Source organism: Streptomyces sp. TN58 (genome assembly GCF_001941845.1).
Classification (GTDB): Bacteria; Actinomycetota; Actinomycetes; order Streptomycetales; family Streptomycetaceae; genus Streptomyces.
Window position 1 is genome coordinate 4599322 of record NZ_CP018870.1, and the last position, 22970, is coordinate 4622291.

At 72.7% G+C, this 22970-nt stretch carries 20 protein-coding genes; 11 read left to right on the forward strand and 9 right to left on the reverse strand.

The window, feature by feature from the left end; genetic code table 11:
- Positions 1-75: 75 nt before the first annotated feature.
- Positions 76-414, reverse strand: a complete 339-nt coding sequence (locus BSL84_RS21005; RefSeq protein WP_234308385.1) for a hypothetical protein — start codon at positions 412-414, stop codon at positions 76-78.
- A 155-nt stretch (positions 415-569) separates the two neighbouring features.
- Here BSL84_RS21005 and BSL84_RS37070 point away from each other — a divergent pair, with 155 nt between their 5' ends.
- The 3 genes from BSL84_RS37070 (at position 570) to BSL84_RS21020 (ending at position 3563) form a co-directional block, all read left to right on the forward strand.
- Positions 570-863: a hypothetical protein gene (locus BSL84_RS37070; protein ID WP_030031740.1), complete on the forward strand. Its 294-nt coding sequence runs from the start codon at positions 570-572 to the stop codon at positions 861-863.
- Between the two features lie 132 nt (positions 864-995).
- The gene (locus tag BSL84_RS21015; RefSeq protein WP_030031739.1) at positions 996-2267 is read left to right on the forward strand and encodes a L,D-transpeptidase; all 1272 of its coding nucleotides are present in this window, start codon (positions 996-998) and stop codon (positions 2265-2267) included.
- Positions 2268-2603: 336 nt separating this feature from the next.
- Positions 2604-3563: a GNAT family N-acetyltransferase gene (locus tag BSL84_RS21020; protein ID WP_052680752.1), complete on the forward strand. Its 960-nt coding sequence runs from the start codon at positions 2604-2606 to the stop codon at positions 3561-3563.
- A 79-nt stretch (positions 3564-3642) separates the two neighbouring features.
- Here the strand turns inward: BSL84_RS21020 and msrA are convergent, their stop codons facing one another.
- Entirely contained in the window at positions 3643-4311 is a 669-nt protein-coding gene (gene msrA / locus BSL84_RS21025; protein ID WP_030030731.1) for a peptide-methionine (S)-S-oxide reductase MsrA, read from the reverse strand.
- Positions 4312-4613: 302 nt separating this feature from the next.
- Positions 4614-5720, reverse strand: a complete 1107-nt coding sequence (locus BSL84_RS21030; protein WP_075970911.1) for a hypothetical protein — start codon at positions 5718-5720, stop codon at positions 4614-4616.
- A gap of 76 nt (positions 5721-5796) precedes the next feature.
- Between BSL84_RS21030 and BSL84_RS21035 the strand changes: the two genes are divergently transcribed.
- The gene (locus BSL84_RS21035; RefSeq protein ID WP_045324381.1) at positions 5797-6954 is read left to right on the forward strand and encodes a cystathionine gamma-synthase; all 1158 of its coding nucleotides are present in this window, start codon (positions 5797-5799) and stop codon (positions 6952-6954) included.
- 757 nt (positions 6955-7711) lie between these two features.
- Here the strand turns inward: BSL84_RS21035 and BSL84_RS36170 are convergent.
- The 3 genes from BSL84_RS36170 to BSL84_RS21050 are packed head-to-tail and all read right to left on the reverse strand — an operon-like array spanning position 7712 to position 8963.
- A complete protein-coding gene (locus BSL84_RS36170) occupies positions 7712-7966 on the reverse strand; it encodes a hypothetical protein (protein WP_075970912.1) in 255 nt (84 codons plus the stop codon).
- The gene (locus BSL84_RS21045) at positions 7963-8385 is read right to left on the reverse strand and encodes a sigma factor-like helix-turn-helix DNA-binding protein (protein ID WP_030028895.1); all 423 of its coding nucleotides are present in this window, start codon (positions 8383-8385) and stop codon (positions 7963-7965) included. Before BSL84_RS21045 ends, BSL84_RS36170 begins: the two co-directional genes overlap by 4 nt.
- A 56-nt stretch (positions 8386-8441) precedes the next feature.
- A complete protein-coding gene (locus BSL84_RS21050) occupies positions 8442-8963 on the reverse strand; it encodes a MarR family winged helix-turn-helix transcriptional regulator (RefSeq protein WP_045324113.1) in 522 nt (173 codons plus the stop codon).
- A 249-nt stretch (positions 8964-9212) separates the two neighbouring features.
- Between BSL84_RS21050 and ilvA the strand changes: the two genes are divergently transcribed.
- The 3 genes from ilvA to BSL84_RS21065 all read left to right on the forward strand — a co-directional run bounded on the left by ilvA (position 9213) and on the right by BSL84_RS21065 (position 12528).
- Positions 9213-10445, forward strand: coding sequence for a threonine ammonia-lyase (ilvA, locus tag BSL84_RS21055; RefSeq protein ID WP_030028893.1), 1233 nt, complete (start codon positions 9213-9215; stop codon positions 10443-10445).
- A 197-nt stretch (positions 10446-10642) separates the two neighbouring features.
- Positions 10643-11674: an ATP-binding cassette domain-containing protein gene (locus BSL84_RS21060; RefSeq protein WP_075970913.1), complete on the forward strand. Its 1032-nt coding sequence runs from the start codon at positions 10643-10645 to the stop codon at positions 11672-11674.
- Complete coding sequence (locus BSL84_RS21065; protein WP_030028890.1) at positions 11671-12528, forward strand: ABC transporter permease; 858 nt, start codon at positions 11671-11673, stop codon at positions 12526-12528. The genes BSL84_RS21060 and BSL84_RS21065 overlap by 4 nt, the downstream gene beginning before the upstream one ends.
- 92 nt (positions 12529-12620) lie before the next feature.
- Here the strand turns inward: BSL84_RS21065 and greA are convergent, their stop codons facing one another.
- Both greA and BSL84_RS21075 read right to left on the reverse strand, forming a co-directional pair.
- Complete coding sequence (gene greA / locus BSL84_RS21070; protein ID WP_030028889.1) at positions 12621-13118, reverse strand: transcription elongation factor GreA; 498 nt, start codon at positions 13116-13118, stop codon at positions 12621-12623.
- A 213-nt stretch (positions 13119-13331) separates the two neighbouring features.
- Positions 13332-13745, reverse strand: coding sequence for a DUF4307 domain-containing protein (locus tag BSL84_RS21075; protein ID WP_030028887.1), 414 nt, complete (start codon positions 13743-13745; stop codon positions 13332-13334).
- Between the two features lie 116 nt (positions 13746-13861).
- On the opposite strand from BSL84_RS21075, the gene mca reads away from it, so the two are divergent.
- Complete coding sequence (gene mca, locus BSL84_RS21080) at positions 13862-14743, forward strand: mycothiol conjugate amidase Mca (protein ID WP_045324116.1); 882 nt, start codon at positions 13862-13864, stop codon at positions 14741-14743.
- A 2-nt stretch (positions 14744-14745) separates the two neighbouring features.
- On the forward strand, positions 14746-14967 hold the full coding sequence (locus tag BSL84_RS21085; protein ID WP_030028884.1) for a hypothetical protein: 222 nt from the start codon (positions 14746-14748) through the stop codon (positions 14965-14967).
- 960 nt (positions 14968-15927) lie between these two features.
- On the opposite strand, the gene BSL84_RS21090 is transcribed toward BSL84_RS21085, so the two are convergent.
- Positions 15928-19254 carry a tetratricopeptide repeat protein gene (locus tag BSL84_RS21090; protein ID WP_079273467.1) on the reverse strand — a complete coding sequence of 1109 codons (3327 nt, stop codon included), beginning with the start codon at positions 19252-19254 and terminating at the stop codon, positions 15928-15930.
- A gap of 262 nt (positions 19255-19516) precedes the next feature.
- On the opposite strand from BSL84_RS21090, the gene BSL84_RS21095 reads away from it, so the two are divergent.
- A complete protein-coding gene (locus BSL84_RS21095; RefSeq protein ID WP_075970915.1) occupies positions 19517-20824 on the forward strand; it encodes a recombinase family protein in 1308 nt (435 codons plus the stop codon).
- Between the two features lie 47 nt (positions 20825-20871).
- Positions 20872-22935, forward strand: coding sequence for a thioredoxin domain-containing protein (locus BSL84_RS21100; protein ID WP_075970916.1), 2064 nt, complete (start codon positions 20872-20874; stop codon positions 22933-22935).
- The last annotated feature ends 35 nt before the right edge of the window (positions 22936-22970 follow it).

Genomic DNA, 22970 nt, shown 5'->3' on the forward strand with positions numbered 1-22970 from the left:
CCCGAACCGCGCCGCTGCCGCACGGCCGAGGGCCGCCCCGGACAATCCTCCCGGGGCGGCCCTCGCCGTCGTGTCTCACGCCCCGGGGCGGCGGCGTACCGAGTAGGCGACGAAGGCGGCCCCCACACCGAGGCAGAACGTACCGCCCAGGAGGTAGGGGGTGGTGTCGACGGATCCGGTGTCGGCGAGCGAGAGGGACTGCGTCCGCGCGCCCGAAGCGGAAGGGGCCGAGCCCGTGACCGTCCCGGTGCGCGCCGTCCCGTCGGCGGCCTCCGCGGAGTTCGCGCCCACGGGTACGCCGGCGGAGCTCCCCGGCGCTTCCGGAGCGGTCGCGCCCGCCGAGGGTACGAACCACAGGGCGGCGAGCAGGGTGGTCGCTCCGAGAGCGGTGAGCATCGGTCGGCGTGCGGACACGGTGCGATCCCCCTTGTGGCAGCAGCGAATTGGCCGTGTGCGGTGATGCTACGGAAAGGGGCGGGTCGTGGGAAAGTCAGGGCATCCGCGGGCTTACTCTCCGTCGTATGAACCCTTCTGAGACATCACGATATGTACGGCTCCGGGTGGATCTGGTGCTTGAAGTGCCGGACGCCCAGGCGCTCACCGGAGCCGCACTCGAACACATCAAGGCCGACGAGTTCATGCCGGACGAGGAACGCAGCCATGCGGAGGCCGCCGTCCGGGAAGACGAATCGGAAGCCCTCGCCTACCTCGTCGACCCCACTGACCTGGTGCTCGACATCCCCGGGGTGGAGCTCGCGCAGGCCTCCTGGAGCAGCGAGCCCGTCGAATACGACCCCGAGTCGATGGAGTGGGACCTCGACGAGGAAGATGGGGACTTCGACGAAGAACCCGACAACGCCTGACCGTGCGGTTGCCCACATCCCGACGGAATGTGGAACCGGCCGGCGCCGTTAACGCGTTGTCAGGACCAGGCAGGGGGCCGGGCCCCCTGCCGGGCCAACCCCGGGACGGCGGTCTCGGGGTTTCCGGCAACGATGGAGTGGCGTGTGAGGACGGACAGCAAGCGGCGGAGAAGGGCCCTGGCGGCCATATCCGTCGTGCTCGGCGGCGTACTGGTGCTCTCGGCGTGCAACGACGAGGGCGGCGGCGACCCGAAGGGCAACGGGGAGGCAAGCAAGTCCCAGGCGGACGTGGACGCGGCAGCGGCCAAGGACGCCTCGAAGGCCAAGATCACCATCACGCCGAAGGACGGCGCGACCAACGTCGGCCTCAACGACTCGGCGAACGTCGCGGTCAGCGACGGCACCCTCACCAAGGTCGAGCTGAAGACGAGCGAGGGCACGGCCGTCGCCGGCGACATAGCCGCCGACGGCAAGAGCTGGAAGCCCAAGGGCGCCCTGAAGCGCTCCACGAAGTACGCCCTCTCGGCGACCGCCAAGGACGCCGACGGCAAGGAGGCGCACGAGAACGCCTCCTTCACGACCGTCTCCCCGGAGAACAGCTTCGTGGCGTCGTTCGTGCCGGAGGAGGGCCAGACCGTCGGCGTCGGCATGCCGGTCTCGATCACCTTCAACAAGGCGATCAAGGACAAGAAGGCCGTCCAGGCGGGCATCTCGGTCTCCTCCAGCAGCGGCCAGGAGGTCGTCGGCCACTGGTTCAGCGCCCAGCGCCTGGACTTCCGCCCCGAGCAGTACTGGCAGGCGGGCTCCACCGTCACCCTGAAGCTGGCACTGGAAGGCGTCCAGGGCGCTCCCGGCGTCCAGGGCGTCCAGAGCAAGACCGTCACCTTCAAGATCGGCCGCAGCCAGGTCTCCACGGTCGACGCGAAGACGAAGAAGATGACGGTCACCCGGGACGGCGCGGTCATCAAGACCATCCCGATCTCCGCGGGCGCCCCGGCCAACCCGACCTACAACGGCCAGATGGTGATCTCCGAGAAGTTCAAGGAGACCCGGATGAACGGCGCCACGGTCGGCTTCACCGACGCCGACGGCAAGGGCGAGTACGACATCAAGGACGTCCCCCACGCCATGCGGCTGTCGACCTCCGGCACCTTCCTGCACGGCAACTACTGGGGCGCGGACTCGATCTTCGGCAACGTGAACACCAGCCACGGCTGTGTCGGCCTGAACGACGTCAAGGGCGCGGGCGACCCGAACCAGCCGGCCGCCTGGTTCTACGACAACTCCCTCATCGGCGACGTCGTCACGGTGGTCAACTCCCCGGACAAGACCATCAAGCCGGACAACGGCCTCAACGGCTGGAACATGAGCTGGGCCGACTGGAAGGCCGGCTCGGCCGCCTGACGCGCGGCACGCGACGCACGGCGCGGCACGCGACGCCCGACGCGGCTCGCACGCGTACGAACGGAACGGGGCGGCGGGGAAACCTCACGGTTTTCCCGCCGCCCCGTTCGCCGTCGCACGGCAGCCGAAAACCCCGGGGCGGCGCTCCCGGCCACCTTTTAGGGCCTATATCGAGTTGCCCCGCGGCGTCGCGACGCCCGGCACCCACCCTCGGCGTACGAGCCGAATGTCCTGGTAGCTCCGCTACGAGGGCATTCGTCCCGCACGCCGAGGGCACGCACCGAACGCCGCTCCTTGCTCCACGGGGCAACTCGATACAGGCCCTAGGGTCGAGCCATGATGATCCACTCCCTCTCCCTGCCCCCGTCCGACGCAGAGGTGGACGGCTGGCTGGCGGTCCTGACCGCCGCCGCGGCCGCCGACCTGCCCCACCTGCCCCCGCCCTCCCGGGTCGAGGTCGCCGGGCGGCTGCGCGTGACCCCGGCGCGCGGCCGGCCCGTACTGTGGACGGCCGGCGAGGGCGCGGGCGTGGCCGCCCTGCTCCTGTTCACCGAGGAGGGCAACACACACACCGCCTTCCTCGACGTGCTGGCGGTGCGCCCCGAGGAGCGGCGCCGGGGCGTCGGCACCGCCCTGTGGGAGCGGGTCCGCGAGGAACTGCTGGCGCAGGGCCGGACCTCGGTCGCGGCCATGGTGGACCTCGGCGGCCCCGGCCAGGCCTTCGCGGAGGCGATCGGCTTCGAGAACGTCCTGCCGATGGCCTGGTACGCGCAGGAGATACCGGCCGCGGCGCCGGACCGGGCCCCGCGGACACCCGGCTACGAGCTCCTGACCTGGCACGGCCTCGTCCCCGACGACTGGGCGCCCGCCGCGGCCGCCGCCCACGCGGCCATGGAGGACGCACCGACCGGGGACATGGACGAGCGGATCCAGACCTGGACCGCCCAGCGGCTGCACACCCTCCAGCAGCTGATCCTCGACCGGGGCGGGGACCTGAGCACCGTCGCCGCGGTGACCCCCGAGGGCGAGGTGGCCGCCTACACCGAGATCGTCCTGCCGGATCCCGACGGCACCAGCGCCCTCCAGTACGACACCGTGGTCCTGCCCGCCCACCGCGGGCACGGCCTCGGACGGGCCGTGAAACGGCACATGGCCGCGCAGGCCGCCGCCCGCCACCCGCGGCTGCGCCGCATCACCACCACGGTGGCGGACGAGAACGGCCCGATGCGGGCGGTGAACGAGGCGCTCGGCTACCGGCGCGAGCGCGGCGTCGGCATCTTCCAGACCAAGCTGTAGCCGCATCCGGGACCGCCGGGGACGGCTCCGGCCGCCCCGGCGGTCCCGCCAGGGGCGGGACCGGGGCGGGCGGCCGGAGTCACTCGCCGGGGGCCGCGGCCACGCCGATCGGGCAGGAGACGCCCGTGCCGCCGATCCCGCAGTAGCCGCCCGGGTTCTTGTCGAGGTACTGCTGATGGGCCGCTTCCGCCGGCCAGAAGGGGCGCCCGTCCGCCGGGAGCACGGCCGTGGTGATCTGCCCGTAGCCCGAGGAGCCCAGGACCTGCTGGTAGGCCGTGCGGGAGGCCTCCGCCGCCGCCTGCTGTGCGGGGGAGTGGGTGTAGACCGCCGAGCGGTACTGCGTGCCGACGTCGTTGCCCTGGCGGAAGCCCTGGGTGGGGTCGTGGGACTCCCAGAACAGCTTCAGCAGGGCCGCGTAGGACACCTGCGCGGGATCGAAGACGACGCGGACGGCCTCCGTGTGGCCGGTCAGGCCCGAGCAGACCTCCTCGTACGTCGGATTCTCCGTGAAGCCACCCTGGTAGCCGACCAGCGTGGTCCACACCCCGGGCGTCTGCCAGAACTTGCGCTCCGCGCCCCAGAAACAGCCCAGGCCGAAGTCGGCGACCTCCAGATGCGCCGGATACGGGCCGGCCAGCGGATTGCCCAGCACGGTGTGCTGCTGGGGAAGGTCGAACAGCGGCTCCGCGCGGCCCGGCAGGGCCTCCTCGCGGGTGGGGAGCTCGGGCGTACGGCGGTACGAGAACATGGATTCCCTCCTTGTGGAGGGCACAACGCACAGGGGGCGGGCCGGGATTCCCCGACCCGCCCGCCCGTATGCCTCACAGGCCCGGCATGACCTCGCGCACGCCCGGTCCCGCGCGTGCACGCAGCGGGACTTCGGCACGTAGGACAGAAGGGGGCCGGGCAGAGGGCCACGGTACGCGCGAGGAGAAGGTACGTCAGACGCGAGTGTCCCCACCCGCTCGAAGCGGGTGGGGACACTGCGGACCGGCGCGTGGGGCCCTTGCGGACCGGCGACCGGGGACGCTGCGGACCGGCGACCGCCCGCTACCGGGGGAGCGTCGCCGGCGACCCGCCGTTCGCCTCGTAGCCGGCCACCGCCAGCGCCCGGTACACCGCGTACTGCGCCGCCGGATCCTCCGCCGCCGTCCACGGCAGCGCGCCCACGTACCCGTCGACGTGCCGGACCTGCTCCATCGCCTCCGCCCACCGCTCCATGTTGACCAGGAACAGCAGCAGCAGGTGGCGTACGTGCGCCAGCACCGGGTCGTCCTGCCGCGCCGTCCGTACCGCGTACAGCGCGCCCTCCACCGCCCGCGTCACGGCCTCGCTGCGGTAGAAGTTCCGGCTCAGCAGCACGTCCGGCAGGTTCTCGTACAGCGCGAACAGCGGCAGCGCCGCCAGCAGCGAGCCCTGCGGGGCACGCGCCGCGGCCGCGTGCGCGAAGGCGTCCGCCTTCTCCCGCGAGCCGTGCCACTTCGCGCACCAGTAGTGCAGCGCCGCCAGGTGGGCGCCCATGTGCTCCGGCGCCCGGTCGATGACCTTCGCCCACAGCTCGTCGAACTGCGTCTCCGGATACGCCAGACCGCGCGCGATCGCCAGCTCCGTGATGTAGGGGACCGGGTCCCCCGGCGCCAGCAGCGCGGCCTTCCGGCACGCCTCCCGGGCCTCCTCCAGGATGATCCGGTGGTCCTCCGCCCCGACACCGCCCGAGTGCCGCCACGCCTGCTGCACCAGCAGCTCCGCGTGCACCTGCGCACCGCCCGCGTCCTTCTCCGCCTCCAGCCGCCACGCCTTCAGCCACTGCGCGCCCACCCCCGGCTGCGCCACCAGCTCCAGCGCCGCCGAACCACCGAAGGCCTGTACGCGCTGCCAGCGCCGCTCACCCTCCTGCGGGGTCCCGGCGAGCAGCTGCGAGGCGGCCTGCCACTGCCCGGTGCGCCGCACGTTGTCGAGGGCGTCCATCAGGTCCTGGTCGGGCCCGGGCACACGGACGTCGAGGTCTTCCTGCCGCTCGAATCCGTAGTTCGCCGGGTCCGCGGCGTCAGGGCTGCCCGGCGCGACCAGACGGACGCCGCCGCGGCTGCGCCGGACGAACGGGACGACGATGAACACGATCATGAGCACGGCGAACAGGAACCACAGAATCTCCATGCCTCCAGCGAACCAGACCGAGGGGGCGACAGGCCAACAGGGGGGTGCACGCCGCCCCTGGGCATAGCATCGGACCATGAGCGACGACAGCCACGAGCACCAGAGCTTCGAGACCCGCGCGATCCACGCGGGCAACACGGCGGACCCGCTGACCGGCGCGGTCGTGCCCCCGATCTACCAGGTCTCCACCTACAAGCAGGACGGCGTCGGCGGCCTGCGCGGCGGTTACGAGTACAGCCGCAGCGCCAACCCGACCCGCACCGCGCTGGAGGAGAACCTCGCGGCGCTGGAAGGCGGCCGACGCGGCCTCGCCTTCGCGTCCGGGCTGGCCGCCGAGGACTGCCTGCTGCGTACGCTGCTCTCCCCGGGCGACCACGTGGTCATCCCGAACGACGCCTACGGCGGCACCTTCCGCCTCTTCGCGAAGGTCGTCTCCCGCTGGGGCGTGGAGTGGTCGGTGGCCGACACCTCCGACGCCGATTCCGTACGGGCCGCCCTCACCCCCAAGACGAAGGTCGTCTGGGTCGAGACCCCCTCCAACCCGCTCCTCGGCATCACCGACATCGCCGTCGTCGCCGACATCGCGCGGACGGCCGGCGCCAAGCTCGTCGTGGACAACACCTTCGCCTCGCCGTACCTCCAGCAGCCCCTGGCGCTGGGCGCGGACGTGGTCGTGCACTCGCTGACCAAGTACATGGGTGGACACTCCGACGTGGTCGGCGGCGCGCTGGTCACCGCCGACGAGGCGCTGGGCGAGGAGCTGGCCTACCACCAGAACGCGATGGGCGCGGTCGCCGGGCCGTTCGACTCGTGGGTCGTGCTGCGCGGCATCAAGACCCTCGCGGTGCGCATGGACCGGCACGCGGAGAACGCGGCGAAGATCGTCGAGGTGCTCAAGCGGCACCCGAAGGTCACCAAGGTCCTCTACCCGGGCCTGCCCGAGCACCCCGGCCACGAGATCGCCGCCAAGCAGATGCGCAACTTCGGCGGCATGGTCTCCTTCCAGGTCGCCGGCGGCGAGGAAGAGGCCGTCGCGGTCTGCGGCCGCACCAGGATCTTCACGCTGGCCGAGTCCCTGGGCGGCGTCGAGTCCCTCATCGAGCACCCGGGCCGTATGACGCACGCGTCGGTGGCCGGCTCGGCGCTGGAGGTCCCCGCGGACCTGATCCGCGTCTCGGTGGGCATCGAGAACGCCGACGACCTGATCGCGGACCTGACGCAGGCGCTGGGCTGACCCACCGCCGCCCCGCCCCCGCCGGGCTCACCCGACCCCGGCGGGGCCCAGCCCCAGGACCCCGGCCGGGCTCCACCCGACTCCGGCTGGGCTTCCCCCAGGACCCCGGCTGGGCTTCCCCCGGACTCCGGCCGGGGCCTGGCTCTCCGGCTGGACCGAGCCGCTTCAGCCCTGCGGGCCCACCCCAGCCTCTACCCAGCCTCGCCGGCGTTTGAGGCGCGGGTCCGGGCAGAGCCCGGTGCCCGGCGGAGCCGGGTTTCCTGGGGCGCCGCCCCAGACCCCGCGCCTCAAACGCCGGCGAGGCTGAGGTGGTCCCGGCGGGGCTGAGGTGGCTCCTGGCGAGGCTGAGGTGGCCCTGGCGGGGCTGGGTGGCTCCCGGCGGGGCTGGGTGGCTCCGGGCGGGGCTGGGGTGGTCCCGGCGAGGCTGAGGTGGTCCCGGCGGGGCTGGGGTGGTCCCGGCGGGGCTGAGGTGGCCCCGGCGGGGCTGGGTGGCTCCCGGCGGGGCTGGGGTGGCCCCGGCGGGGCTGAGGTGGTCCCAGCGGGGCTGGGTGGCTCCCGGCGAGGCTGAGGTGGTCCCGGCGAGGCTGGGGTAGTCCCGGCGGGGCTGGGTGGCTCCGGGCGGGGCTGGGGTGGCCCCCGGCGAGGCTGAGGTGGTCCCAGCGGGGCAGGGTGGCCCCGGCGAGGCTGGTGTAGCCCAGGCGGGGTCAGATGGGCCCGGCGGGGCTGAAACGGCTCGGCGCAGCCGTTGGGCAGGGGGTCACCAGCCCTCCAGGGGTGGGGAGATGCCGCTCGGGGGGCCGGCCCAGGGGCGGGTCAGCGAGGCCCACACCACGAAGGCCACCGCGGCGGCGAACAGCACCGCCCAGCCGAGCCTGCGCAGCGCCCGCCGCCGACGCAGCAGCCGGTCCCCGCGAGCCGCCGCGCCCGCGGCCAGACCCGTCGGCACCACCGGGTGCGGGCCCTCCAGAAGCCGCTTGACCTGCGCTTCCTTACGGTACGGGAGCCCGCTCACGCCGCCTCCCGGGCCCTCAACAGCGACACGGCCCGGTTGCACAGCACCCGCACCCGCTCCACCGGCATCCCGAGCTGCGCCGCGGCGACCTCCTCCGCGACCCCCTCGTAGAGCCGCAGGACCAGCACCAGCCGCTCCGGCGGGCTGAGCCGCGCCAGCACCCCCGTCCCCCCGTGGTGGCGCCAGCCGGTCCTGGCGAAGGCCGCGCACAGCTCGTGTCGGGTGAAGTCGTACGGGTCGTCCCCGCGCAGCCGCCGCCAGTTCGCGTACGTACGCGCCAGCGCGCCCGCGAGCAGTCGGCGCGCGGACTCGGGTTCACCGGTCAGCAGTACCGCGACATGCAGGAGCCGCCCGGCCGCACCCGCGACGAAGGCTTCGAACTCGCCGTAGGAACCCGCCTGTTGATCAACCGCCCGCATGTTCACATAGTGCGGCCGGTGGGACCGGTCAGGTCAAGAGGACGGACATACTCCGCTCAGGAGGCGGGCCCGGCTTCGGCCACGGCCGCCATCAGCTCCGACAACGACAGGTTGAAGCGCGTCAGCAGCCCCGTGAAGGACTCGCGCTCGTCCTCGCTCCAGCCCTCCGTCACCCGGGCCATGAGCTCGCGCCGCGAGGAACGCACCTCCTCCAGCCGCGCCAGCCCCCGCGGGGACAGCGCGAGGACCACGGCCCGCCCGTCCTCCGGGTGCGAGGTCCGCTTGACCAGACCGCCGTCGACCAGCGGCGCGACCTGCCGCGTGACCGTGGAGGAGTCGATCCCCATGCCCCCGGCGAGCGCCTTCACGCCCATCGGGCCTTCCAGGTCGAGCCGGTTGAGCAGCAGATAGGCGGCGCGGTCCATCGAGTTGCGGGCCTGGCCCACGCCGCCCAGACGGGTCTGCTCGGCGCGGCGGGCGAAAACCGCCACCTGGTGCTGGAGCGCGTCGAGCAGACCGGCTCCGGCAGGCCCGTCGGCCGGCACGGACAGATCGGAATTGGCCGGGGAGGAAGGCATGGCCGTGGGCTCTCTTCGCGTGGGTCCGACAAGGATGGGGGACAGAGTACGCGGCCCTGCGGCGGCTCGTACGCCTCGTACGAGAACTTGTACGGCCCGCACAGGCGGGCGCCCCGCACCCGTACCGGATGGCGAGATTTCGCCCATCGCCGCAGCTCCGCCCCTACCCGCCGGTAGACCCTCGCGCCGCCGCCGCCCCCCTCGTGGACGCTCCCGGCCCGGTCCCGCCCGGGCTGCGAGACTGACGGCATGAACTACCGCGTGCCCCAGCCCGTCCCGCAGGTCATCCTCGACGACGTACGGGGGGCTCAGAAGATGCTCTCCGGCGTCTCCCGGGTCACACCGATGGAAGGCAGCAGGCACCTCTCCGCACTCACCGGCTCCCCGGTCCACTTCAAGTGCGAGAACCTCCAGCGCACCGGATCCTTCAAACTGCGCGGGGCCTACGTCCGCATCGCGGGCCTGCGCCCCGAACAGCGCGCCGCCGGAGTCGTGGCCGCCAGCGCCGGCAACCACGCCCAGGGCGTGGCACTGGCCTCCTCCCTCCTCGGGGTCCGCTCCACCGTGTTCATGCCGGTCGGTGCGCCCCTGCCGAAGGTCGCCGCGACCCAGGAGTACGGGGCCGACGTACGCCTGCACGGACAGGTCGTCGACGAGACCTTCCTGGCCGCCCAGGAGTACGCGGACCGCACCGGCGCCGTGTTCATCCACCCCTTCGACCACCGCGACATCATCGCCGGCCAGGGCACCGTCGGCCTGGAGATCCTGGAGCAGTGCCCGGAGGTGCGCACCATCCTCGTCGGCATCGGCGGCGGCGGTCTCGCCGCCGGAGTCGCCGTCGCCGTCAAGGCGCTGCGGCCCGACGTACGGGTCATCGGCGTCCAGGCGGCGGGCGCCGCCGCCTACCCGCCCTCCCTCCGGGCCGGCCACCCGGTCTCGATCGACGACCCCAACACCATGGCCGACGGCATCAAGGTCGGGCGGCCAGGCGACATCCCGTTCAGGATCATCGGCGAACTCCTCGACGACGTGCGCACGGTGTCCGAGGACGCCCTCTCCAGCGCCCTGCTGCTCTGCCTCGAACGGGCGAAACTCGTCGTCGAGCCCGCCGGGTGCAGTACGGTGGCGGCCCTGCTGGCCGAGCCCGAGCTGTACGGGTCGGGCCCGGTCGTGGCCGTACTGTCCGGCGGGAACGTCGACCCGCTCCTGCTCCAGCGGATCCTGCGGCACGGCATGGCGGCGGCCGGCCGCTACCTGTCGCTGCGGCTGCGCGTGGCCGACCGGCCCGGGGCGCTGGCCGGCCTCCTGGGGGTGCTGTCGGCGGTGGACGCGAACGTGCTCGACGTCAGCCACGTACGGACAGACCCGATGCTGGGACTCACGGAGGTGGAGGTGGAACTGCACCTGGAGACCAAGGGGCCGGAGCACTGCGCGGAGGTCGCACGGACCCTGCACGGCGCCGGCTACAAGGTGATGGGGTAGCGGCCTGGGCCGGGGCCTGGGCCGGGGCCGGGGCCGGGGGCTGGGCCCGGGGGCAGGGGGCGGCGTACGCGTAGGCCGCCGGTTCGCACCGCCCACTCGTTCGGCCGAGCGCGACCCGCCCGCCGCCCATAGGATTTGCGCATAACTGCCCTGATCGGCTTGACACCACCGGCTCGATTCACATGGGGAGAATCCATATGCCAGGTGCTATCCACGCCGAAGGTCTGGTCAAGGCCTTCGGCGACGTACGGGCTCTGGACGGCGTCGACCTCGACGTCCCGGAAGGCACCGTCCTGGGCCTGCTCGGTCCGAACGGAGCGGGCAAGACCACGACCGTACGCGTCCTGACCACCCTCCTGCGGCCCGACAGCGGCAAGGCCCTCGTCGCCGGCATCGACGTTCTGAAGCACCCCAACGAGGTCCGGCGCGCCATCGGCCTCTCGGGCCAGTTCGCGGCCGTCGACGAGTACCTGACCGGCCGCGAGAACCTCCAGATGGTCGGCCAGCTCTACCAGATGCGGGCCCGGGCGGCCAAGGCGCGGGCCGCCGAGCTCCTCGACCGCTTCAACCTCGCCGACGCCGCCGACCGCCCCGCCAAGACGTACTCCGGCGGCATGCGCCGGCGCCTCGACCTCGCGGCCGCGCTCGTCGTCAGCCCGCCCGTGATGTTCATGGACGAGCCCACCACCGGACTCGACCCCCGCAACCGCCAGCAGCTCTGGGGCATCATCCAGGAACTGGTCGCCGCGGGCACCACCCTCCTGCTGACCACCCAGTACCTGGAGGAGGCCGACCACCTCGCGGACGACATCTGCGTCGTCGACCACGGCAAGGTCATCGCCCGCGGCACCTCCGACCAGCTCAAGGCCCGTACCGGCGGCGAGCGCGTCGAGGTCGTCGTCCACGAACGCGGCCACATCGCCACCGCCCGGGACGTGCTCGCCGGCTTCGGCAAGGGCGAGACCACGGTCGAGGAACACACCCGCAAGCTGACCGTGCCGGTCTCCGGCGGCGCCAAGCTGCTCGCCGAGGTCATCCGCGAACTGGACGGCCGCGGCATCGAGATCGACGACATCGGCCTGCGCCGCCCCACCCTCGACGACGTGTTCATCTCCCTGACCGGCCACGCGGCGGACCGGGCGGCGGAGGAGGAGAACAACGGCGACGGCGGTACCGGTACCGCGACCGGTACCGAGGCCAAGGGCCGCAGGAAGGAGACGGCGAAGTGACCCTCACCACCCCGACACCGGACCTCGCGGCACCGCGCCCGCGCGGCGGCCTGGCCCAGGGCGTCAGCGACTCCCTGGTGATCGCCAAACGGAACCTGATCCGGATGTCACGCATCCCCGAGATGATCATCTTCGGTGTGATCCAGCCGGTCATGTTCGTCGTGCTCTTCAGCTACGTCTTCGGCGGCTCCATCAGCGTCGGCGGCAGCACGTCACCCGCCGCCTACCGCGAGTTCCTGATGGCCGGCATCTTCGCCCAGACCGTCACCTTCGCCACCGCGGGCGCCGGCGCGGGCATCGCCGACGACATGCACAAGGGGCTGATCGACCGCTTCCGCTCCCTGCCCATGGCCCGCGGGGCGGTCCTCACCGGCCGCACCCTCGCCGACCTCGTCCAGACCTCGCTCACCCTCGTCGTCCTGGCCGTCGTGGCCCTGCTCGTCGGCTGGCGCACCCACACCAACCCCGGCGAGGTCCTCGCCGGCTTCGGCCTGCTGCTCCTGCTCGGCTACGCCTTCTCCTGGATCGGCGCCCTCATCGGCCTGTCGGTGCGCACCCCCGAGGCGGCCACCTCCGGCGGGCTGATCTGGCTCTTCCCGCTGACCTTCATCTCCAACGCCTTCGTCCCCTCCGAGAACATGCCGCCGTTCCTGCGGACCATCGCGGAGTGGAACCCCTTCAGCGCCACCGTGCAGGCGTGCCGCGAGCTCTTCGGAAACCTTCCGCCCGGCTATCCGGTCCCGGACGCCTGGCCCATGCAGCACCCGGTCGCGGCGTCCGTCCTGTGGTCGCTGCTGATCATCGTGGTCTTCCGGACGCTCGCGGTCCGCAAGTACCGCTCGGCGACCGCGTAGGACCCGCAGCGCGTCCGGCCGTACACGCGTGATGCCCGGCCGGAGAACCGGCCGGGCATCAGCACGTACAGGGTGGATCGGATCGGGGGTGATCAGCCGGTGAAGGGCTTGACGTCCAGGATCTTGACCGAGGCCGTCTTGCCGTTCGGCAGCTCGTACTCGGCGTCCTCGCCGATCGACTTGCCCATGACACCCGAGCCCAGCGGGGACTGCGGGGAGTACGTCTCGAAGTCGCCGGACGCGTACTCGCGCGACGCCAGCAGGAACTCCATCGTGTCGTCCTCGTCGCCGTCGAAGGCGATCTTCACCAGGGTGCCCGGAGCCACCACGCCGTCGGACGCGGGCGCCGTGCCGACCTTGGCGTTCTCCAGGAGCTGCGTGAGCTGGCGGACCCGGAGCTCCTGCTTGCCCTGCTCCTCCTTGGCCGCGTGGTAGCCGCCGTTCTCGCGCAGGTCGCCCTCCTCGCGGGCGGCTGCGATCTTCGCGGCGATCTCCGTGCGGGCGGGACCAGAGAGGTAGTCCAGCTCCGCCTTCAGCTGGTCGTACGCCGCCTGGGTCAGCCAGGTGACGCTCTCGCTCGTCTGGGTCACGGGTGCTCCTCGTCGGTACAGGGGACTACACGCCCGCCAGCGGCGGGCGAAACCACGAGCCTAACAATTCGGGAAGAAAAGGGGGAGGACCCCCACAGGGCCATTGCCCCGCCGACCACGCTCCCAAGCCCCGTCGCGGAAGCCCGGCAGAGGTGTGCGGTGGGATTCCCGGTCGGCGTGCCCCGACCGGCGTGCCCCGATCGGCGGAACGCCTCAGCCGGCGGAGGCCGCGGGCTGGCAGCCGACCAGCTCGACCGTGGTGGCCCGGCCGGTCGTCCGCAGCGAGACGACCTCGTCGACGCGCGACGAGGACTCGGCGAAGGTGAAGTCGCCGCGGCCCACCTCGGCGTGCTGCTCGTCCTGCGAGACCATGGTGCACACGCCGGTGACCGACGCGTCCTTGCGGACCTCCAGGTGCACCTTCACCTCGGTGTCCGACACCACCTGGAACTTGATCACCTCGGCGCTCACGCTCTGCGCCGAGACGTAGCCCCAGCCGATCCAGCCGATCACGCCCAGCAGCACGGCGCCCAGCGCCGCCCCGACGATCTTGAGCCTGCGGTCCGTACGCTCGTCCGCCGACCGGCCGTACCGGCCCTCGGGCAGTCCCTCACGCACCGCACTCATGATCTTTTCCTCTCGCTGGGGAGGGATGGGCCACCGTGTCACCCCTGGAATTTTCCGTCCCCCAGTTCGGTCACTATAGAAGCCGAGTGTCGCGCCGAACCGCAGAGGATCCTGTTTTGACCGAGCAGCTTCGACTGATGGCCGTCCACGCCCACCCCGACGACGAGTCGAGCAAGGGCGCGGCCACCATGGCCAAGTACGTGTCCGAGGGGGTCCCCGTGATGGTCGTCACCTGCACGGGCGGCGAGCGGGGCTCCGTACTGAACCCCAAGCTCCAAGGCGACAAGTACATCGAGGAGAACATCCACGAGGTCCGCGCCAAGGAGATGGAGGAAGCCCGCCAGATCCTCGGCGTCCGGCAGGAATGGCTCGGCTACGTCGACTCCGGCCTCCCCGAGGGCGACCCGCTGCCCCCGCTCCCCGACGGCTGCTTCGCCCTCGCGGACGTCGACGAGGCCGCCGGCGAGCTCGTGAAGAAGATCCGCGCGTTCAAGCCGCAGGTCATCACCACGTACGACGAGAACGGCGGCTACCCGCACCCCGACCACATCATGACCCACAAGATCTCGATGGTGGCCTTCGACGGCGCGGCCGACACCGAGAAGTACCCCGAGGCCGAGTACGGCGCCCCGTACCAGCCGCAGAAGCTCTACTACAACCAGGGCTTCAACAAGCCGCGCACCATCGCCCTGCACGAGGCGATGCTCGCGCGCGGCCTGGAATCCCCCTACGGCGAGTGGCTGGAGCGGTGGAAGGAGTTCGAGCGCAAGGAGCGGACCCTGACCACCCACGTCCCCTGCGCGGACTACTTCGAGATCCGTGACAAGGCGCTCATCGCGCACGCCACGCAGATCGACCCGGACGGCGGCTGGTTCCGCGTCCCCATGGAGGTCCAGAAGGAGGTCTGGCCCACCGAGGAGTACGAGCTCGCGAAGTCGCTCGTCGACACCTCCCTCCCCGAGTCCGACCTCTTCGCCGGCATCCGGGAGAATGCCTAGCCATGAGCGCTACACAGGCAGCACTGACCCAGCTCCTCCCCCTGGCGGGTGACACCTTCGACAAGAACAAGGTGACCCCCGGCATCCTGGGCTTCCTCGTGTTCGCGGCCCTCGCGGTCGGCGTGTGGGCCCTGATGAAGTCCATGAACCGCCACATGGGCCGTGTGGACTTCGAAGAATCCCCGGACCCGACCCAGCCCCCCACCCCCAAGCCCACCACCTAGCCCCCGCCCCACCGACGCCCCCGGCGTCCCACCGGGGCCTGCGGCCGCGCCACCCGGCCCGCCGGGCCTGCGGCCGGCCTGGCGTCCGTGCTGCCTGGGCATGCGCCCCCCTCCGGTGTCCCACGGTGCCGCGGCTGGGCCGCCCCGGGCCGCCCCAGGCCTGCGTCCACGCTGCCTGAGCGTGCGCCTCCGGCGTCCGTGCTGCCTGGGCATGCGCCCCTGGCCGCCGTTGTCCCACGGAGCCGCGGCTGGGCCGCCCCGGGCCGCCGGTACCCCCGGCGTCCCGCCGGGCCTGCGGCTGCGCCCGCCGTGGCCCGTGGCCGCGCTGCCCGGGCCTGCGTCCACGCTGCCTGGGGTCCGCGGCTGTGCTGCCCGACTGCGGTCCTACCTGCTGGGTACGCGGCCGTGCCATGTGCACGTTTTTGCCGGCTGATGCCGTAGGCCTGCGGGCCCCGCGCGGGGGCCTGCGCCCACGCCGCCCGCCCGGCCCGGCGGCGTGCCGCCCACACTGCCGGTGCCGCGGTCCGAACGACCGTTCCGCCTCGCTCCACGCACGGCTACCGCACGCTGGGTTGCGAGCCGCCCGCCAACGGGACCCGCGGCTGTGCTGCCCCGCTGGGGCTGTCGCCGACGGGGGCCCGCCGCCTGTGTCGTGGTGCCGGTGCACGGCTGTGCTGGGTGGCGCCGCGCGGGCTGCCGGGCTCGCGGGCGCCGTGACCCGACCTGCGCCCACGCCGCCGTCTGGGCCACAGATGCCGCCCGCCGGGCACGTAGCGGTCCCGCCCGGCTCTGCGGGCCGCGACCGGACCGGCCCGCCGCGGGCGGCAACCGGGCCCCGGCTCTGCCGCGGACGGAACCGGCCCCCGCCGACGCCGCCCTGCGGGCCGCCACCGGGCCGGCCCGCCGCAGGCGGCAGCCTGACCTCCGGCCCGGCCGTCCGCAGGGCCGCCGCGGGGGCCGTCATGACCGCGGCACGCCCATGACCTCCCGCGCATGAAGGTCCGGCACCAGGCCCAGCCGCCACGCCTGCCAGCCCTCCGCCGGATCCACACCCCTGCCCAGGATCACCCCGTACGTCTCCAGACAGTCCACCAGCCGACCGTCACGCGCCGGATGCGGCGCCTCCACGAGCCGCGCCAGCTCCGCCCGCGCCTCCTCCGGCACCCCCGGCCCCGCCAGCCCCACGTACGGCAGCAGCGTGCACCGCAGGAACCGCGCCCAGTCCTCCCCGCGCCGGTCGCCGTACGAGATGAACAGCCGCACCGCCTCCTCGCACAGCCCCAGCGCCTGCGACAGCCGCCCGTTGCCCGCGTCGACCACCGCCAGCTCCAGACACGTCCACGCCTCACCGTGCGCCAGACCGATCCGCTGGAAATCCGCCCGCGCGTCCACCAGCAGCTGCCGGGCGAAACCCGAGTTCTTCAGGTTCCCCGTCTGCGCCGCCCGCTGGTCCCGCGTCACCCGCCCCGAATGATGCCGGGCGTGCGCCAGCCCGTACACGTCCCGCATCCGCGAGAACATCGTCCGCGCCCGCTCCAGCTCCCGCACCGCCCGGTCCCGCTCCCCGCCCACCTCCAACGCCTGCCCCAGGTAGTACTGCGTCCACGCCTCACCGCGCGCGTCCTCCGCCTCCCGATGCCGCGACAGCGCCTCCCGCAGCCGCTCCACCGCCGCCCCCGGATCCCCGTCCACCACCCGCGCCCGGCCCAACTGCGTCAGCGCCCACGCCTCACCCCGCTCGTCCCGCGTCCGCCCGTACAGCTGCAGCGCAAGATCCAGCTCCTTCTCCGCCTGCCCCACCTCACCGAACCGCAGATACACCTGCCCCAGCTGGAAATGCGCCCACGCCTCCCCGTGCACGCTCTCGCTCTCCCGATGCAGCGCCAGCGAGGTCTCCAGCAGCCGCGCCGCCTCCGCCAGGTGCGCCAGATCCCGCTCCACCGCCGCCAGCGCGTGCAGACCCCACGCCCGGTCACCCGCCAGCTCCGCCGGCTCCTGCAACACCAGCGCCTCCCGGATCCGCACCGCGGCCTCCGGCAGATTCCCCTGGTGGTGCAGCGTGATCCCCAGCGAGACCAGCGCCATCGCCGCCCCCGCCTCCTGATGGGCCTCCATGTACTGGTCCACCACCGACGTCAGCGTCGTACGCGCCCTGTCCAGCTCACCCAACTGCCGCGCAGCGATACCCGTACGCCACCGCACCGACCGCACCAGCCGCCCCTGCGAACCCGCCTGACCCTGTCGGCCCGCCGCCACCGCCTGCGTCAACTCGTCGATCTCACCCAGCCGGTACAGGTCCCCGCGCAGCAGACAGAAATCGCACAAGGCCCCCAACAGGTCCAGCACCGCCTGCTGGTCCACCCCCTCCGAATGCCGCAGCGCCGCCGTGATGAAGCTCGACTCGTCATCCAGCCACCGCAGCGCCGCGTCCAGCGAGACGAAACCGTGCCCCCCGAACTGGTTCGCCCGCGTCGACATCTTCCCGTCGACCATCCGGATCACCGCATCCGCCAGCTGCGCGTAGTCGCGGATCAGCCGCTCGTGCGCCGCCACGGCCTCCGCCCGGTCCTCGTCCGCCGCCAGCCGCGCCGCCGCGTACGCCCGCACCACGTCGTGCATCCGGAACCGCTGACCCCGAACCCGCTCGATCAGACCGGCCTCCCACAGCTCCTCCAACGTACGCAGCGCCACCTGCTCCGACACGCCGGCCAGCGCGGCCGCCGCCGAACCCCCCAGCGAAGCCCGCCCCGCCAACGGCAACCGCCGCAACAGCAACCGGGCCGGCTCGGCCAACCGGGCATCGGCCGCCCGCAGCGCAGCCTCCACCGGATGCACCCCGCCACCGCCGGACCCGTCCCCCGCGGGAGCGGCAACACCGCCACCCACCAGCGGAGCCAGCATCCGCAACGCGAGTGGCAGCCCACCGCCCAGCTCCACCACCGAAGCCACACCCACCGCGGCCCCCTCGGCCGCAGCTCCCCCGGCCGCCGCCGCCTCCGGCGCCACAGCCCTCACCAGCTCCGCCGCCTCATCCCCGGCCAACCGCCCCACCGGCAGCTGATGCACCCACGCCGCCACGTCCCCCGGCAACTCCAACGGCTCCCGCGCCGTCACCAGCACCAGACTCTCCGAACGCTCCGGCACCAGCACCCGCACCTGCGCCGCATCCACCGCGTCATCCAGCAGCACCGTCACCGGCAACCCCCGCAGATGCTGGTGGTACAGCTCACCCAACCGCCGCACCTGCTGCTCCGCGGACGCCCCCTCCCGGAACAGCAACTGCTCACGCGGCGCACCCAGCCGGTTCATCAGGTGCAGCAGCGCCTCCCGCGTCGACAACGGCGCCTCACCGGCCTCACCCGCGTCACCTGCCTCACCCACCTCACGACCGGGGGAACCACCCCGCATGTCCACCACACACGCACCCCGGAACTGATCCCGCAGCGCATGCGCCGCCCGCAACGCCAGCGCCGTCCGCCCCACCCCCGGCTCCCCGTGCAACACCACCACCACCGGACGGGTCTCCGTACTCGCCCGCGCCGCCTGCACCCACTGCGCGATCCGCGTCAACTCCGACCGGCGCCCCACGAAACGCCCCGCCACATCAGGCAGCTGCCCGAAAGACTGCTCCAGCGCGCTGCGCCGCCGCGCCTCCGCACTCCGATCCACCCCCCGCAACCCCCCAGGCGCCCGCACCGGCGACACCGCCACCGGCCGCGGCACCCGCGCGGCCACCGCCACCGCCCGCTGCTGCTCCAGGAACGGACGTATCCCCCGCACCTCCAACGCCGACAACCACTGCAACCTCAGCTGTTCCGCCCCACCGGGCCGGCCCAGCTCCCCCGCCCGGCGATTCGCGGCCGGCACGTGCGACGCCGTCACCCTCACCACCGTCGCCACAGCCCCCGCGATCCCCACCACCGCGCCCGCCGTCAACGCCGTACCCGCCGCCACACCCAGCGACAGATCCGCCCCCACGGCCGCCGCCGCCGCGACCGCCGTCACCAGCACCGCCGTCGACGTGTCACCCCGCCGGAACGCCTCACCCAGCGACTGCTCCCCGGCCGCCGCCTCGTCCAACGCCCGTACATACGCCTCGTACTCGGGCGCCGCACTCGCGGCGAGCGCGTCCAGAGCCTCCCGGCCGCGAGACAGCAGCACCGCCCCGTCCACCGGCGGGACCCCCGCCCCGCCCGCGGCATCCGCCGAGCCCACCCCCCGCCGGACCGCCTCGTCCACAGCCCGCTCCAACAGGCGCTCGGCCTCACCGCGATGGCTGTCCCGCATCGGCATCCCCCTCAGAGAGCTCCGGCAACGAGCCACAAGTGTCCTGCGGGACAACGCCGTTCGCGAGTGCATCTGAGCTTCTTCAGAGGGAAGCGGTCATCGCCAACTCCCGCGGAGCGAAGTGTCGATGGCGCCATCGGGGACCTCCTCACGGACCGTCACGCCGAGCTGAAGGGCCTGGCACCCCTGCTCGGGGCGTAACCCCGTGTGTTGTTCGCGAGTTGTAGCGAACATCGCACCAACTCTCGACGGAGAACGCTCCATGGCCCAGATACCGGTCGCCTCGTATGCCCGAACCTCACAGGACACCCCCCAGCGCGATGCCCGCGGCGTCCGCCACCAGCACCGCATCAACGAACGCACGGCCCGCGAGCACGGCTGCGTCGTCGTCGCCACCTACACCGACAACGCGCGCAACGCGACCAAGGACGACCGTGAACGCCCGGCCTTCGACCACCTCCTCGCCGACCTCCACCGGGGTCACGCCTTCGCGGCCGGTCCGCTGCAGGGTGTCGTAGCCGTCGCGGATGACCGCCTCTACCGCAGGCCCGAGGACTTCATTCGTTTCATGGCGGCGCTCACCTCGGCGCCGGGACGTGTCTACGTTGCCCGGGACGGCCTGCGTGATCCGTACACCAAGGCCGGCCTGCTCCAAGGGGCCGCATGCCTTCAAGGAGCGGTGAGCGAGGGCGAGATGCGCAGCCGCCGGGTCCAGGACTGGCACTGGTCACGGGCCATGGACGGGCTGCCGCACAGCGGCCCCCGCCCCTTCGGCTGGCTTGCGGACCGCCGGACGCTGCACCCGGTGGAGTCGGCACTCGTCCGCAAGGCGATCGAGGACCGTGTCGGCGGCGCCTCCATGGGACAGGTGGCACGCGAGTGGGAGGCGCTGGGGATCACGGGAACGCGTGGCGGCCGTCCCAACGCGATGACCGCCACGCAGATCATCACGGCGCCGAGGGTCTGCGGCTTCCGCGCCAACCGGGGAGAACTGCTGATCGATCCCGAGACGGGAACTCCGCTGGTCGGGATGTGGGAGGCCATCGTCACGCCCGAACAGTGGACGGAGGTCTGTGCGACCTTCTCGGCCGGAAGCCTCTACACGCACCGGGGCTCGCTCAGTCCGCGCCTCACCGAAGGGAAGGCCGGGCCGAAGTATCTCGCTGCGGGATTCGTGCGCTGCGGGGCACCGCTCGGGGGCGGCGCCACGTGCGGTCAGCTCATGGGCGGCCGCAAAGTCGCCAGCCGGAAGAGTCCCTACAACTACATCTGCGCCTCGGGCCGCGGCTGCGGGCGATGCGCCATCAGCGGTCCGCTCGTGGAGGACGCCATCGACAAGCTGCTGTTTCCCGCCGACGAGCAGGGCCGGGTCCGGCTGCCCACGTCGATGAGGCTGCGATGGCAGACGGGTGAGATGGGTTTCGAGGAGAAGCGGAAGGTGATCGCCTCGGTCTTCGCCCACTTCGTGATCAGACCGGGCCGCAAGGGCTGCGGCACCTGGGACCATTCCCGTGTGGTCCCGACCTGGAAGTGGGCGGACCGTCTGATGTCCGCCGAACCGGCGGGCTGATGGCCAGGTCACCGGTCGTAAAGCGGATGGTGCGGCAGGATGGGGCCATGCCGAATCACCTCGTGAACGAGACCTCGCCGTACCTGCTCCAGCACGCGGACAATCCTGTGGACTGGTGGCCGTGGTCGCCCGAGGCCTTCGCCGAGGCACGGGAGCGGGGTGTGCCTGTGCACCTGAGTGTCGGCTACTCAAGTTGCCATTGGTGTCATGTACTCGCCATCGAGAGTTTCGAGGACGAGCTGACCGCCGCCTACATGAACGAGCACTTCGTCAACATCAAGGTGGACCGGGAAGAGCGGCCCGACGTCGACGCCGTCTACATGGAGGCCGTGCAGGCCGCCACCGGGCAGGGCGGCTGGCCCATGACCGTCTTCCTCACGGCAGACGCGGAACCGTTCTACTTCGGCACCTACTTCCCGCCCGAGCCCCGGCACGGGATGCCCTCCTTCATGCAGGTCCTCGAAGGCGTGCGGGCCGCCTGGGTGGGACGGCCCGAGGAGGTGGCCGACGTCGCGCGGAAGATCGCCCAGGACCTCGCCGGGCGGCAGCTGGACTACGGCAAGGCCGGAACCCCGGGGCCGGAGGAGCTCGCGCAGGCACTGCTCGGGCTGACGCGCGAGTACGACGCCACGCGCGGCGGGTTCGGCGGGGCGCCGAAGTTCCCGCCGTCCATGGTGCTGGAATTCCTGCTGCGCCACCACGCTCGCACCGGGTCCGAGGGCGCGTTGCAGATGGTCACCGACACCTGTGAGGCGATGGCCCGCGGCGGGATCTACGACCAGCTCGGGGGCGGGTTCGCACGGTACTCCGTGGACCGGGAGTGGGTGGTGCCGCACTTCGAGAAGATGCTCTATGACAACGCCCTGCTCTGCCGGGTCTACGCCCACCTGTGGCGGGCCACCGGGTCGGAGCTCGCGCGGCGCGTGGCGCTGGAGACCGCCGACTTCATGGTCCGGGAGCTGCGGACCGCCGAGGGCGGCTTCGCCTCCGCCCTCGACGCCGACAGCGAGGACCCGCTGACCGGGAAGCACGTGGAGGGCGCGTACTACGCCTGGACGCCCGCGCAGTTGCGGGAGGTGCTGGGGGAGGACGACGGGGCGCTCGCCGCCGGGTACTTCGGGGTGACGGAGGAGGGGACCTTCGAGCACGGCACGTCCGTGCTCCAGCTGCCGCAGGACGGGCCCGCGGTGGACGCGGAGCGGATCGCCGGGATCAGGGCGCGGCTGCTGGCCGCGCGGGTGGAGCGGCCCGCGCCCGGGCGCGACGACAAGGTCGTCGCCGCGTGGAACGGCCTGGCCATCGCCGCGCTGGCCGAGTGCGGGGCGTACTTCGAGCGGCCCGACCTGGTGGAGCGGGCGACGGAGGCGGCCGACCTGCTGGTGCGGGTGCACTTCGACGCGGCCGCCGGCCGGGCACGGCTCGCGCGGACCAGCAAGGACGGGCACGTGGGCTCGAACGCCGGGGTGCTGGAGGACTACGGCGATGTCGCGGAGGGGTTCCTCGCCCTGGCGTCGGTGACCGGTGAGGGGGTGTGGCTGGAGTTCGCCGGGTTCCTGACGGATCTGGTCCTGGACCGGTTCACCGCCGAGGACGGGTCGCTGTACGACACGGCGCACGATGCGGAGAAGCTGATCCGCAGGCCGCAGGATCCCACCGACACGGCCGCGCCGTCCGGGTGGACGGCCGCCGCGGGCGCGTTGCTGTCGTACGCGGCGCACACCGGGTCCGAGGCGCACCGTACGGCGGCGGAGCGGGCGCTGGGGGTGGTGCACGCGCTCGGTCCGCGGGTGCCGCGTTTCATCGGGCACGGGCTGGCGGTGGCCGAGGCGCTGCTCGACGGGCCGCGTGAGGTGGCGGTGGTCGGGCATCCGGAGGACCCGGCGCTGGCGGCGCTGCATCGGGCGGCGCTGCTGGGGACGGCTCCGGGGGCGGTGGTGGCGGTCGGGCGGCCGCAGTCCGCGGAGGACGGCGAGGGGGAGTTCCCGCTGCTGGCCGGACGCACACTCGTGGGTGGTCTTCCGGCGGCGTACGTGTGCCGGCATTTCGTCTGTGCGCGGCCTACGACGGACCCGGCCGAGCTGTCGGAGCAGTTGGGCGCGGTTCGTCCCTGACGGTGGTGGTGTCCCCTGCCGGGCAGGGGGTGAGG